The 13773-nt window shown below is 63.7% G+C and carries 13 protein-coding genes; 10 read left to right on the top strand and 3 right to left on the bottom strand.

The annotated features are described in order from the left end of the window. Positions 1 to 62: 62 nt before the first annotated feature. The 3 genes from GA829_RS25595 (at position 63) to GA829_RS25585 (ending at position 4104) form a co-directional block, all read left to right on the top strand. A complete protein-coding gene (locus GA829_RS25595) occupies positions 63 to 2609 on the top strand; it encodes a caspase family protein (protein ID WP_195175367.1) in 2547 nt (848 codons plus the stop codon). Positions 2610 to 2626: 17 nt separating this feature from the next. Beyond that, positions 2627 to 2932 (top strand): hypothetical protein, encoded by a 306-nt coding sequence (locus tag GA829_RS25590; RefSeq protein WP_258051914.1) that lies wholly within the window; start codon positions 2627 to 2629, stop codon positions 2930 to 2932. 152 nt (positions 2933 to 3084) lie between these two features. Beyond that, positions 3085 to 4104, top strand: coding sequence for an LLM class flavin-dependent oxidoreductase (locus GA829_RS25585; RefSeq protein ID WP_195175366.1), 1020 nt, complete (start codon positions 3085 to 3087; stop codon positions 4102 to 4104). Positions 4105 to 4120: 16 nt separating this feature from the next. Here the strand turns inward: GA829_RS25585 and GA829_RS25580 are convergent, their stop codons facing one another. After that, positions 4121 to 5635, bottom strand: a complete 1515-nt coding sequence (locus GA829_RS25580; RefSeq protein ID WP_195175365.1) for a helicase HerA domain-containing protein — start codon at positions 5633 to 5635, stop codon at positions 4121 to 4123. Positions 5636 to 5799: 164 nt separating this feature from the next. Beyond that, entirely contained in the window at positions 5800 to 6369 is a 570-nt protein-coding gene (gene efp / locus GA829_RS25575; RefSeq protein ID WP_195175364.1) for an elongation factor P, read from the bottom strand. Between the two features lie 113 nt (positions 6370 to 6482). Between efp and epmA the strand changes: the two genes are divergently transcribed. After that, positions 6483 to 7529 carry an EF-P lysine aminoacylase EpmA gene (epmA, locus tag GA829_RS25570; protein WP_195175363.1) on the top strand — a complete coding sequence of 349 codons (1047 nt, stop codon included), beginning with the start codon at positions 6483 to 6485 and terminating at the stop codon, positions 7527 to 7529. 3 nt (positions 7530 to 7532) lie between these two features. On the opposite strand, the gene GA829_RS25565 is transcribed toward epmA, so the two are convergent. After that, complete coding sequence (locus GA829_RS25565; RefSeq protein WP_195175362.1) at positions 7533 to 7949, bottom strand: VOC family protein; 417 nt, start codon at positions 7947 to 7949, stop codon at positions 7533 to 7535. Between the two features lie 173 nt (positions 7950 to 8122). On the opposite strand from GA829_RS25565, the gene GA829_RS25560 reads away from it, so the two are divergent. The 6 genes from GA829_RS25560 to lpxK all read left to right on the top strand — a co-directional run bounded on the left by GA829_RS25560 (position 8123) and on the right by lpxK (position 13721). Beyond that, on the top strand, positions 8123 to 9466 hold the full coding sequence (locus tag GA829_RS25560) for a TldD/PmbA family protein (protein WP_195175361.1): 1344 nt from the start codon (positions 8123 to 8125) through the stop codon (positions 9464 to 9466). Continuing rightward, complete coding sequence (locus GA829_RS25555; protein ID WP_374940367.1) at positions 9459 to 10259, top strand: 3'(2'),5'-bisphosphate nucleotidase CysQ; 801 nt, start codon at positions 9459 to 9461, stop codon at positions 10257 to 10259. The genes GA829_RS25560 and GA829_RS25555 overlap by 8 nt, the downstream gene beginning before the upstream one ends. 76 nt (positions 10260 to 10335) lie before the next feature. Further along, on the top strand, positions 10336 to 10581 hold the full coding sequence (locus GA829_RS25550; RefSeq protein ID WP_195175359.1) for a DUF4170 domain-containing protein: 246 nt from the start codon (positions 10336 to 10338) through the stop codon (positions 10579 to 10581). 5 nt (positions 10582 to 10586) lie between these two features. Continuing rightward, a complete protein-coding gene (locus GA829_RS25545) occupies positions 10587 to 11378 on the top strand; it encodes a lysophospholipid acyltransferase family protein (protein ID WP_195175358.1) in 792 nt (263 codons plus the stop codon). Then, on the top strand, positions 11375 to 12691 hold the full coding sequence (gene waaA, locus GA829_RS25540) for a lipid IV(A) 3-deoxy-D-manno-octulosonic acid transferase (RefSeq protein WP_195175357.1): 1317 nt from the start codon (positions 11375 to 11377) through the stop codon (positions 12689 to 12691). The genes GA829_RS25545 and waaA overlap by 4 nt, the downstream gene beginning before the upstream one ends. Before the next feature lies 1 nt (position 12692). After that, on the top strand, positions 12693 to 13721 hold the full coding sequence (lpxK, locus tag GA829_RS25535; protein WP_195179807.1) for a tetraacyldisaccharide 4'-kinase: 1029 nt from the start codon (positions 12693 to 12695) through the stop codon (positions 13719 to 13721). Positions 13722 to 13773 lie beyond the last annotated feature (52 nt).

Below are 13773 nucleotides of genomic sequence, written 5' to 3'. Positions count from 1 at the left end.
GACCTTGCCACAGCAAGCTTGATCCCTGTGGTCGCTTGGTCGCCCCGATTGAGGGAATTGCCATGCTCCGACGTTGCGGAATCATTGCAGGCTTCCTCTTTGCCATGCTCACGATCTTCGATGCCTCCGCCGCTGAACGGCGGGTCGCCCTGGTGATCGGCAATTCCCATTACCGGATCGTTCCGCCCCTGAAGAACCCGGCGAAGGATATTGTCGATGTGGCCAATACGTTTCGGCTGGCGGGTTTCGAGGTGTTTGTTGCCGCCGACCTGACCAAGCTGCAATTCGAAGACCAGTTCCGCGACTATCTCGCTGCCTTGGATGGTGCCGATCTGGCTGTCGTCTACTATTCCGGTCACGGATTTCAGATCGGCGGGCAAAATTTCCTGATCCCCATTGATGCCTCGCTGAAGGAGGCGGCTGACGTCGAGGTTCAGACAATCAAGCTGGATGATGTGCTGCAGCAGATGCGTTCGAAATCAAAGGTTCAGATCGTCCTGCTTGACGCCTGCCGCAACAATCCATTCCCACGCAAGGACTATTGGCTGAAGGACCAGCTGATTACCGCAGGCGATACCGGTGGTCTTGCTCAGGTCAAAAGCTCGCTGAACACACTGATCGCTTTTGCCACTGAGCCGGGCGCGGTTGCCTATGATGGTACTGACGACCTGAGCCCCTTTTCCTCAGCGTTTTCGCGGCGCGCGCTTGCCCCGAACCAGGAAATCCACTCGGTGATGGCAGCCGTGCGCCGGGATGTGGTGGAAGCCACCAACGGCATGCAGGTCCCCTGGGAAAATTCTTCGCTGATAGACGACGTGGTTTTGGTCCGCCGCATCAGCCGCCCCTCGCTGCCGCCTGTGTTGGAAAAGGTCGTGCCAGCAGGGGTCGGGCCGGTCGCTTTGAACCTTCCGGAACCGGTTGAAGTCGACGGCGGAACAATCACCGTCAGCATCGAAAGGCCGCCCACGATCGGGCGATTGATGCTGAATGGCAAGGTTGTCGGGGCGGGCGAACCGATCCAGGGCAGTGACCTGCCGCACCTGCAGATGGATGTGCCCAAGCAGAGCAATGCCCAGGAAGACATGGACATGCTGGCCTATACCGCACGTGACAATTGGGGCGGTGAAACCAAGGGAATGCTGGTCTTCCGCGTCAAGGGCGGCGATGGCGAACAGGTCGTGGCGTCCCTCGAAGCCGAGCAGAAACAGCAGGTGCTGGAGCGGGGCATTCACATCACTGGCGCCGCCGAAGCGATCAACAACCGCGAGATCAGCGTTCCCGTCGGCGTCGGCCCGGTTCCGTTGAAGCTGGATTTCCCGACCCAGGATCCGGCGGTCAGCCTGAAGGTTGCAAGCTATCCGGCAACCGGAACGCTCTCGCTACCGGACAGAATCCTGTCACCTCAATCGAGCCTGATGGCCAACGAATTCGACGGATTGCGCTTCGAACCCCAGATTGGTGCCGGCGGCACCGTGGAGGTCGCTTTCGACATCCGGGTGGACAGCGGGACCGCCGAGTCCGCCAAGGTCAAGTTTGCCCCCAGCGTCGATCCCTGCGACACCGCTGCCGGCGAGCCTCTCGACCTGCAAGGGGTTGTGCCGGGCCGGCTTCCAAACGAAATCGGCACTGATGCGGTGGGGGTGTGCGAGGCCGCGGTCAAAGCATATCCCGCAGTCCCGCGCTTTCGCTATGAACTCGGGCGCGCCCTGCTTGCGGCCGGCAAGCTCGACAAGGCCAAGGCAATCATCAAGGAGGCAGCGGACAAGGGCCATGTTCGCGCCGTGTACGAACTCGGCTACTTCAACGCGACTGGCAGTGGAATGGCCATCGACCGCTCGCGGGCCAACGATTTCTACAAGCAGGCATCGGACAAGGGCGATCCCTACGGGATGACGGCGTGGGGCCGTGCCTTGTTCAATGGCTACGGTGTGAAGCCTGATACAGGCCAGGGGCTGGACCTGCTGCTGAAGGCGGCCGCGATGGGGCACACCTATGCCATGAATGATCTTGCCGCGATCTTCACGGAGGGCCGCAATGGCGTGCCCGCCGATGCTGCCCGGGCCGTAGCCTTTTTGCGGGCCGGCGTGGAGCGGCAAGACATGTATTCGATGAACCTGCTCGGCCGCAATTACCTCAGCGGTCAGGGTGTCGGCAAAGACCCGAAAATGGCGCTGCCGCTCTTCCAGAAGGCGATCGACCTTGGCCAGCCCTATGCACCCGCGAGCCTCGCGCGCATGTACCGGGACGGTATCGGCGTCGACCAGAATCTTGCCGAAGCGCAAAGACTGTTCGAGATGGCGACGGCGCGGGGCGATCAGTCCGGTGCCTATGATCGGGCGGCCCTCGAATTGGCCAAGGGCGACAAGGCCGACCAGGTCATTGCTGTCCGCTTCCTCGCATTCGCCGTCGCACTTGATCTTCGCAAGGAGATCCCCGGCGCCCCGGCGAGCCTCGCGAAATTCGGCGTGAAGACCAAAACGGCGGCGCTGAAGCAGTTGCGCCAGGAGCTCAAGTCGAAAATCTCGACGTCCGGTTCGCTGGACACTCAACTGGTCGTTGCAGCCAGGGCGGTATGGGAAGAAGCGAACCCGCGCAGGGATCTGTTTTGAGCAATCAGGAGGCAATGATGGGCAAGGCATTGAAGCAATCAATCATCGCGACTGTTCTATCTGGCGCGATCATGGGGCTTACCGGCTGCATGTCTATGGCGCCCAGAATTGAAGCGACCGAACCGCCGGTGAAACACCGGAAGATCGTTCACACCACGCCCCCGGCAAAGGTGGTCAAATATAAGAAGGTGGCCGCCAAGAAGGTGATAAAGCCGGCCGGTGAGATATCCGAAAAGCCGCCGGTCATCCCCGTTCTGGGCGGAGGCAACGGGGGCAGCGGGGGCAGTGGAGGCTCGTCTGGCGGCGGCGGCTGGGGTGGCTGACGAGTCACCGATGCGGGCGGGGAGAAGCCGCGTGGTGGTGGCCGACTGAACGACCTGCTTGACCTAGGACGAAATAGCAGTGGACCAGGTTGTCCGCGCGACGCCTCATTCTTTGCCTTGCGGCATAACCCGCACGTGCTAAATCGCTTGCCATGAAGAAAATCGGTTTCCTGTCGTTCGGGCATTGGTCGCCCTCGTCCCAGTCGCAAACACGGTCGGCATCCGACGCGCTTCTGCAGTCGATTGACCTGGCCGTCGCCGCCGAGGAATTGGGTGCGGATGGCGCCTATTTCCGCGTGCATCATTTTGCCCGGCAACTGGCGTCGCCGTTCCCGCTGCTGGCGGCAATCGGCGCCAAGACCAGCCGAATCGAGATCGGCACGGCGGTCATCGACATGCGCTACGAGAACCCGCTCTACATGGCGGAGGACGCGGGCGCCGCCGATCTGATCGCCGGCGGCCGTCTGCAGCTCGGCATCAGCCGTGGCTCGCCCGAGCAGGTGATCGACGGCTGGCGCTACTTCGGTTTCGCTCCGCCGGAAGGTCAGTCCGACGCCGATATGGCCAGGCGCCACGCCGAGGTGCTTCTGGAGATTCTGCGCGGACAAGGTTTCGCGCAGCCGAACCCTCGGCCAATGTTTCCAAATCCGCCTGGACTGCTGCGCCTTGAGCCGCACGCGCCGGGTTTGCGCGATCGGATCTGGTGGGGCGCCGCCACCAACGCAACGGCGGAATGGGCAGCGAAAGCCGGCATGAACCTGCAGAGTTCGACGCTCAAATTCGATGAGAGTGGTCAGCCCCTGCATATCCAGCAGGCCGAACAGATTCGCGCCTTCCGCTCGGCCTGGGCCGCGGCCGGGCACGCACACCAGCCTCGGGTGTCGGTGAGCCGCAGCATCTTCGCGCTGGTGAATGACCGCGACCGCGCCTATTTCGGCGACAACGACAGCGAGGATCATTTCGGTTATATCGAGCCGGAGAAACGCGCCGTGTTTGGCCGTGGCTACGCCGCCGAACCGGAACTTCTTATCGAGCAATTGAAGCAGGACGAAGCTATCGCCGAGGCCGATACATTGCTCCTGACCGTCCCCAATCAGCTTGGCGTCGATTACAACGCGCACGTCATCGAGAGCATCCTGACCCACGTTGCTCCGGCCATGGGTTGGCGCTGACGTCTGTTCCGCGACCCTATGACAGGTCGGCGCGAATGCCGTCCTGCTCCGCCGGCAGGTCCTCGGCATTGGGGTCACCAGGCGCTGTCGCCCAAGCCAGTTCAACCAGTGTCACGGTGCGCCGGCCGATCCCGTCAAGCTGGCAGACGATGAGGCCTTGCTCCTCGATGTAGGTGAGCAGACGCCGTGCCCGGCGCATCGAGTGCGAACCGTAGGCGCGGGCAATCGCGGCATCGCTGGGGCATGGCCAGCCTTCCTTGGCGGCGCGGGCGATCATCATGAAGACGCCTTGCATATCCTCGGGCAGAAGCGAGGCGCGGGCCGAGACATCCTGCCATGCGACATCCTCGGCCATTTCGGAGCCAAGTCCGGCGCGGGCCCGTGTCAGCAAGCGCCGGAACCCACCCAGGTCCGGTATGGCTGATGCGAGACCCTCTATCCGGCAGCGGACGACGAACTCCTGATAGAGGACGCCGATGACGCGGAAACCCGCATCGGGTTCCGCCAGCACGGCGCGCAGAATACGGTCCATCCGGTCGCGCCGCGCCGCGAGATCCTCCGCACTGAGCGGCGGCTCCACCGGTTCGGGGCGGATCTCCATCGGCGCGGACTTCGCCGCCATGAGTTGATCGAGCAGGTCCGGCGACGATCGGCGCGGGGCCCGGGCGGTCTCCGGCGGCGGAGCAGCCAGGATGATGGCGCGCGCGTCTTCCAGCGCCGATTCCGGCAGCGGCATAAGGCGGGGTGTCGCGTTGCGCGGCGCCGTATCGGTCGGGCCGATCCGCAGCCCCAGGGGACGTCGGGAAAGTGCCGGGCCCAGTGCCATGAATTGTCCGCGTTCGAGATCGCGGAACGACTCGGCCTGCCGCCGCTCCATGCCGAGAAGATCGGCGGCGCGCGCCATGTCGATGTCCAGGAAGGTGCGGCCCATGAGGAAGTTGGAAGCCTCTGCCGCGACGTTCTTGGCGAGCTTGGCCAGCCGCTGGGTCGCGATTATGCCCGCAAGCCCACGTTTGCGGCCCCGGCACATCAGGTTGGTCATGGCGCCAAGCGAGAGTTTGCGCGCCTCGTCAGAAACCTCGCCAGCGATTGCGGGCGCGAACAGCTGCGCTTCATCCACCACCACCAGCATCGGATACCAGTGGTCGCGGGCGACCTCGAAAAGTCCGCCGAGAAAGGCTGCGGCCCGCCGCATCTGGTTCTCGGCGTCGAGCCCTTCGAGATTGAGCACCGTGGAAACGCGGTGGATGCGCGCCCGTTCGCCGGCGCTCTGCAGGCCGCGCTCGGTATGCGCCTCGGCATCGATCACCAGATGGCCGAAACGCTCACCCAGCGTCACGAAATCACCTTCGGGGTCGATGATGGTCTGTTGCACCCAGGGCGCGCTCTGTTCGAGCAGCCGTCGCAGCAGGTGGGATTTGCCGGAACCGGAATTGCCCTGCACCAGCAGGCGGGTCGCCAGCAATTCCTCAAGGTCCAGAGCCGCCGGCGTGCCCGCCGTTGTCTGTCCCATTTCGATCGCAACGGTCATGGTTCTCGACTCTCCTTGGCGACAGGGCTTATCAACCTGATCGCGGACCGTCGAGCGCTCATGACCGATCGCTCCGTGTTACGCACGGCTATCCGAACGCTGTCAGTCTGGGTGCGGGCCAAGCCAGGCCGAATGGCCGGGCGTGAAGCGGGTTTGTGGACCGGTCAGTCCTTGGCGCGTTCCACATACGCCCCGTCGGCGGTCATCACCACCACGCGGGTGCCCGGCGCGATGTGCGGCGGCACCAGTGTGCGTACGCCATTGGAAAGCACTGCCGGCTTGTAGGAAGACGAAGCCGTCTGGCCCTTGGTCGTCGGCTCGGTTTCCACCACTTCGAAGGTGGCGCGCTGCGGCAGCACCAGGGAAATGGCAATGCCATTGAACTGCGAGACCTGCACGGCCATGCCTTCCAGCAGGTAAGGCGCCATGTCGCCGACCACGGCTTCCGACACCGCCACCTGGTCGTAGCTTTCCGGGTTCATGAAGTGAAACCCTTCGCCGTCGTGGTAGAGGAACGTGTGCTCGCGCTCTTCCACATAGGCGCGCTCGACCTGCTCGGTGGTGCGGTAGCGCTCCGACACTTTCACCCCGTCGCCAATGCGGCGCATATCCAGCTGCGTCACCGGCGTGCCCTTGCCTGGGTGGATGTTTTCGGCAAAGAGGATCACATAGAGCTTGCCGTCCTTGTCGACGACATTGCCTTTGCGGAGCGAACTGGCGATAACTTTCACCACGGCTTTACATCCTGAAATCGTTGATTGTCACAATCGGCTGCGAAAGCCGTCCTGCTGCGCCGTAGCGCATCTTGGGCGATCCCGCCAGCCCAATTCACCATTGGTACAGGCTCATGACCAACCCTTCGCCCTGGTGGACGCCTCATGTCCACGCCGATCGCCGCCCCCGACTGATGCTGCGCAATGGCATTGCCGCTGCCTTGCGCGACTGGTTTTCTCGCCGCGATTTTGTCGAGGTAGAGGCCGCTGCCTTGCAGGTCTCGCCCGGCAACGAGACGCATCTGTCGGCTTTTGCCAGCGAAGTGATCGGGCCGGATGGGTCGCGCCAGCCGCTTTATCTGCACACCTCGCCCGAATTCGCCTGCAAGAAGCTGCTTGCCGCTGGCGAACAGCGGATCTTCAGCTTTGGCCCGGTCTATCGCAACCGCGAGCGCGGCCCCTTGCACCATCCCGAATTCACCATGCTGGAGTGGTACCGGGTCGGCGAGACCTATGAAAGCCTGATGCTGGACTGCGCGGCAATGCTGGCGCTGGCCGCCGAGCGGGCAGGGGCAAAGCGCTTTTCCTTCCGCAACCGTGACTGCGATCCTTTCGCCGAACCCGAACGGTTGACCGTGGCTGATGCTTTTACCCGTTACGCCGGCATCGACCTCCTGAGCACCGTCGCCGACGACGGCGGCACCGACCGTGAGGCGCTCTACGCGGCCTTGACCAAAGCCGGGCTGCGCACAGCGCCGGACGACAGCTGGGCCGACCTGTTCAGCCGCGTCATGGTGGAAAAGGTCGAGCCGTTCTTCGGGCAGGGGCTGGCGACCATCCTGTGCGAATATCCGGTGGCCGAGGCGGCATTGGCTCGCCCGTCCGCGCGCGATCCGCGTGTCGCCGAGCGGTTCGAACTTTATTGCTGCGGTGTCGAACTCGCCAACGGCTTTGGCGAACTGACCGATGCCGCCGAGCAGCGCCGGCGTTTCACCCTGGAGATGGACGAGAAGCAGCGCATCTATGGCGAACGCTATCCCCTGGACGAGGACTTTCTCGCGGCCCTTGCCATCATGCCGCAAGCGAGCGGCATCGCGCTCGGCTTTGACCGGCTGGTGATGCTGGCGACGGGCTCACAGAAGATCGAGGACGTGATCTGGACGCCCGTCGCGGGTTCATAGCTCTCAATGCGCGAAAATCTGCTCCAGTGAGCGGAAGCCCTTGAATTCAAGGGCGTTGCCGGAGGGATCGCGGATGAACAATGTTGCCTGTTCGCCGGGTTCGCCCTTGAAGCGCACCATCGGCTTTTCCAGCCAGTCGATGTCGTCGCGTGCCTCGAGCCGCTTGGCGAGCCGCTCCCAGTCGTCCATCAGCAGCACCGCTCCGAAATGCGGGATCGGCACCAGGATGCCGTCGACCTTGCCGTCGCTGGCGGCTTGAGCGGCCTGTGGCCGCAAATGCGCCGACATCTGGTGGCCGAACAGGTCGAAATCGACCCAGGTCGTCGATGAGCGGCCGATGGCGCAGCCCAGCACCTCGCCATAGAAAGTGCGTGTTTCATCGAGATCACGGACCGGGAAGGCGAGATGGAAAGGCGTCATTGCGAGTGCTCCTGGGAGGCGGCGAACCGGGCCGAGATGCCTCGGCTTGGTGTGGGGAGGTAGGACCGATGCATTCTGATTGATGCCCATGCCATTGCACAAGCCGGGCCGGAACAATAGATGGTGCGCAGCGGCCAGCGCCTGAAGCAGGCCGGAAAGTAGGGATCATACGCATGACCGATACGCTCGACGCAGCAAAATTGACCGACCGCGTCGCGGCTCTGGTCGAGGCTGCCAAACGTGCCGGCGCCGATGCCGCCGACGCGGTTGCGGTGCGCGGCCGTTCGACTGGCGTGTCGGTGCGCCTCGGCAAGGTGGAAGGCACCGAGTCCTCCGAGAGCGAGGATGTCGCGCTGCGCGTCTTTGTCGGCAAGCGGGTTGCCAGCGTCTCGGCAACGGCCGCATCCGATCCGAAGGCTCTGGCCGAACGTGCCGTCGCGATGGCAAAGGTCTCGCCGGAGGATCCCTATCAGGGCCTGGCCGATCCGGCGTTGCTGGCCAAACAGACGCGCGATCTCGACCTGTTCGATGCCACCGAGGTTTCCGCCGATCAGTTGAAGGAAGCCGCTCTTGCCGCCGAAGCCGCGGCTCTCGCCGTCAAGGGCGTGACCAATTCGGCCGGCAGCGGCGCCAGCACCGGGCTTGGCGGACTGGTGTTGGCCACTTCGCACGGATTTCTCGGCCACTATGTCGGCTCCCGCTTCTCGCGTTCGGTCAGCGTCATTGCCGGCGAGGGCACAGGCATGGAACGCGATTACGAATTCTCCTCACGCCAGCATTTTGCTGACCTCGATGCGCCCGAAGACATTGGTCGCAAGGCCGGCGAGCGCGCGGTCCGCCGCATTGGCGCGCGCAAGGCCGCGACCGGTCCGGTCGACGTGGTGTTTGATCCGCGTGTGGCGCGCGGTATCGCCGGTCATCTTGCTGGCGCTATCAACGGCGCCTCGGTGGCACGCAAGACCTCCTTCCTGCGCGACATGATGGGCAAGCAGGTGGCGGCTGCCTCGATCACCGTTACCGATGAGCCGCTTCGCCGCCGTGGCCAGGCTTCCCGCCCGTTCGACGGCGAAGGCATCGAAGGCGAAAAATTGTTCATGGTCGAAAAGGGAGTGCTCAACCACTGGTTCCTGTCGACTTCGGCGGCTCGGGAACTCGGGCTCGTCACCAACGGGCGCGGCGCGCGTGGCGGCTCTTCCGTCTCGCCGTCCTCGACCAACTTGGCGATCGAACCGGGTGAACGCTCGCCGGAGGAACTGATCAAGTCGCTCAAGACCGGCTTCTATGTCACCGAAGTGTTCGGCCAGGGCGTTGACATGATAACCGGCGAATACAGCCGTGGCGCTTCCGGTTTCTGGATTGAAAATGGCGAGCTTGCCTATCCCGTTGCGGAGGTCACCATCGCCTCCAACCTGAAGGCTATGTTTCTTAACATGGTGCCGGCCAGCGACCTTGACCGCAATTTCGGCACCGCAGCGCCGACGCTGCTGATCGAAGGCATGACCCTTGCAGGTGCCTGATCCGATCACGACTGTCGAAGCGGCGCAGGATCTGCCGCTGCTGCGCGACGCCGCCCGCGAGGCCGGCGTCATCGCCATGCGTTATTTCGGCAACAGCCCGCAAGTCTGGATGAAGGGCGGCACCTCGCCGGTCAGTGAAGCCGACCACGCCGCCGACGCCTATTTGCACAAGACCTTGCTGGCGGCGCGGCCGGACTATGGCTGGCTGTCGGAAGAGACGGTTGACGATCCAGCGCGGCTCTCAGCTCGCCGAACTTTCGTTGTCGACCCGATCGATGGCACGCGCGGTTTCCTCGAGGGCCTGCGCACCTGGTGTGTCAGCGTCGCGGTGGTCGAGAACGGCCGCACGCTCGCCGGCGTGCTGGAATGCCCGGCCATGGAAGAGACCTATTGGGCAGTGCCGGGTGAGGGCGCTTTCCGCAACGGCAAGCGCATCGCCGTGCGTCAATTGCCGGAATTGGCGGAAATTTCCGGGCCGAAGCAATTGATCGACCGGCTGCCGGCGGAGTGGCAGTCCCGGCTGAAGCGCGGAGCCCATATCCCATCGCTCGCCTATCGGCTGGCGATGGTCGCCAACGGCGCGCTGGACGCGACCTTCGTCAAGCCGAACGCGCATGACTGGGACATCGCGGCGGCGGATCTGATCTTGCGCGAGGCCGGCGGCCAATTGCTCGACCAGCAAGGCCGCGCGCCGCTTTATGCCGGTGAGGTGATTCGTCACGGCGCATTGGCTGCCGGCAGCGGTGAACTGCTCGGCGTCATCGCCTCGGTGATTGCAGGACTTGACAGTTGAACCGACGATCAATGGTTCCAAAGTCGACGGCTTTGGTCTAGACCTGTCACAAACTCACAATATGTGAAGGACCGACATGGCCGCGGAAGACGGAAAGAAACAGCTTTTGCATCTGGTGTTCGGGGGCGAACTGAAGAAGCTTGGCGGTACCGAATTCCGCGATCTCGAGGGCCTCGACATCGTCGGTGTCTTTCCAGACTACCAATCCGCGCACACGGCTTGGAAAGCCAAGGCGCAAGCCAGCGTGGACAATGCCCATATGCGTTATTTCGTCGTTCATCTGCACCGGTTGCTGGACCCAGACAACAAGGCCGCCGGTTGACGTCGATGGACCAGGATTTGGCGAACGAGCCGGCCACGCAGGCTGCGCCTTCGGGCAGGGGCGGCAGTGCCAAGACGAAGGCTTTCTGGCGCCGGATTCGCCAACCGCTGGCGCAGTCGCGATTCGTCAAGAACGCCATCGCCAGCCTGTTTGCCCAGTTCGTACGGTTTGTACGCCTGACCAATCGCGTTGTTGACGGCTCGGCGCGGTTTTCGGGCGGCGCCTATGCGCAATTCGAACCAGGCATCATTGCGCTGTGGCACGGCCAGCATCTTCTCACGCCGGCCTATTATCCCAAGCGCAAGCCGCTGGTCGCCATGGTGTCGCGCAGCGCCGATGCCGAGCTCAATGCACTGATGCTGGAGAAGTTCGGTATTGAGGCTGTGCGAGGGTCAGGCGGACGTGAAAACGCCAGGCATCTCGACAAGGGAGGCGCCAAGGCGCTGATCGCCCTGAAAAAGTCGCTCGTCGCCGGCAAAAACGTGGCCATGATCGCCGATATTCCTCACGGCACGCCTCGCGACGCAGGGCTCGGCATTGTTCTCCTGGCACGTCTTTCCGGCCGGCCGCTGCTGCCTGTCGCCATCACCACCAGCCGCCGCAAGGTGCTGGAGAAGAGCTGGGACAAGACCACGATCAACCTGCCTTTCGGCCGTTCCTCGATCGTCATCGGCGCGCCGATCTTCGTGCCCTCCGATGCCGATGAAGCGGAGATGGAACGCAAGCGCCTCGAGATCACCACCGCGCTGAACGCCGCGACCGCAGAGGCCTACCGCCTCGTGGACGGCCCGCGATGAGCGAGCGCTGGGCACGAGCCATGCTGTCGGCGTACCGCTTCGCGGGCGCCGCCGCCTATCCGTTGGTTGGGCCTTATGTTGCCTGGCGCACCTCCAGGGGCAAGGAAGACCGCAACCGGCGCCGCGAGCGCTATGGTGTTGCCGGCCGTCAGCGCCCCGAAGGGCCGGTGATCTGGATTCACGCGGCAAGCGTTGGCGAAACCATCGCTGTCGTTCCATTGGTCGAGAGCATTCTCGACTATGGCGTCAATATCGTGCTGACCACCGGCACGGTAACCTCGGCGCAAGTCGCGGATGAGCGGCTGGGCGACCGCATCATCCACCAATATGTGCCGCTCGACCTGAAACCCGCCGTCAGCCGCTTTCTAGACCATTGGCAGCCCGATCTGGCGATCATCGCCGAATCGGAAATCTGGCCGATGACCATCCTGGAACTTGGCGCGCGCCGCGTGCCGCAGGTCCTGGTCAATGGCCGCCTGTCCGACCGTTCCTTCAAGTCGTGGAAAAAGCGCGCCAACATCGCGGAGGCATTGTTCGAGAACCTGGCACACGTCGTGGCCCAGTCGGATGTCGATGGTGAGCGGTTCCTGTCGCTCGGTGCCCGCCCGGTCACCGTGTCGGGCAATCTCAAGGTCGACACGTCGCCGCCGCCGGTCGATGAACGGGCGCTTGCGACGCTCAGGCGTCAGATCGGCACGCGCCCGACCTGGGCGGCAATCTCGACCCATGATGGCGAGGAAGTTGTCGCCAGCGAGGTGCACGCAACGCTGCACAAGCGTCACCACGGTCTTTTGACCATCATCGTTCCGCGCCATCCTGACCGCGCCGACGCGCTCGCCGCGCAGATTTCCGGCATGGGCCTGAAAGTCGCGCGGCGCAGCAAGGGTGACCGTGTGGCTGCCGACACCGACATATTGCTCGGCGATACGATCGGCGAGATGGGGTTGTATCTCAGGCTGACGGAGATCGCTTTCGTTGGCCGCTCGCTGACCTCGGAAGGTGGCCAGAACCCACTGGAGCCGGCCATGCTCGACACGGCCGTGCTTGCCGGCCGCAATGTGCAGAATTTCCGTGAAGCCTATCAACGCCTGATCGACAGCGGCGGCGCCAAGCTGGTGCGCGACCGTGACATGCTGGCCGGCGCCGTCAATTTCCTGTTGAGCAACGAGGTGGCACGCCACGAGATGATGGCCGCGGGGGCCGCGACCGTCGACGAGATGCGCGGCGCGCTGGCGCGGACGCTGAAATCGCTCGAACCCTATATCCAGCCGTTGATCGTCAAGTCGCGCCTGAAGGGCGCGAATGGCCGCTAGCGTGGCCTCCGAAGCCCCGCCCTTCTGGTGGCAAGAGCCGGACTGGCGGGTGCTGGCGCTATCGCCGCTGTCTGCACTTTATGGTCTTGTCGCCGGCCGCCTCATGCGGTCGGCCTTGCGCGAAAAGATGGAAGCGCCGGTGCTTTGCATCGGCAATTTCACGGTCGGCGGTACCGGCAAGACGCCGGTGGCCATAGCGTTGGCAAAGCAGGCCAAGCGCATGCGGCTCAATCCCGGATTCCTGTCGCGCGGCCACGGCGGCTCGTTCGCCCAACCACATGTCGTTGATCTTCAACATGACAGCGCCAAGCATGTCGGCGATGAGCCGCTGCTCCTGGCCGAGCACGCGCCGGTGGCGGTGACCCCGAACCGGGCCGCGGGCGCCCGGCTGCTGTTGGAGCGGCATGGCTGCGACTTCCTCATCATGGACGACGGATTCCAGAGCGCGCGAATCCACATCGATTATGCATTGGTTGTGGTTGACGCCCGCTACGGCATCGGCAACGGTCGCGTCATCCCCGGTGGACCACTCCGGGCCAAGGTCGTTGATCAACTGGTCTTCACCAGCGGCTTGTTGAAGATGGGCGAGGGCACTGCCGCCGACCCCGTGGTTCGGCAGGCCGCGCGCGCCGGGCGGCCAATCTTCGAGGCGCGTACCGAGCCAAGCAACAAGGCGGGTTTGGCAGGCAGGCGGTTCCTCGCCTTTGCCGGCATTGGCCATCCCGAGAAATTCTTCGATACGGTGCGCGAGGCCGGCGGCGAGGTTGCGTTGAAGCGTCCGTTTCCAGACCATCATTTCTATGCCGAGGACGAGCTTGTCGAATTGGCGGTGACGGCTGACGGTGCCGGGCTTGGCCTCATCACCACCGCCAAGGATGCCGCGCGCCTGCGCCATGGCGCGTCACCACCGGGTTTTCTCGATCGGCTGGATGTACTGGAGATCGACACCGTCTTCGGGCTCGATCACGTCCCGGAACGCATCATCGGCGAGACTCTGGATGCCTGGCGCCAGCGCAAGCTGAAGGGGTGACAAAAAGAAATTGGTCGATTAAGTGGTCGGACAGTCATTCGAGCATGAGATT

Origin of the sequence: Mesorhizobium sp. INR15 (assembly GCF_015500075.1) — a bacterium.
In the GTDB taxonomy this organism is placed as follows: Bacteria; Pseudomonadota; Alphaproteobacteria; order Rhizobiales; family Rhizobiaceae; genus Mesorhizobium.
This window is presented reverse-complemented; position numbering and strand designations above follow the sequence as displayed.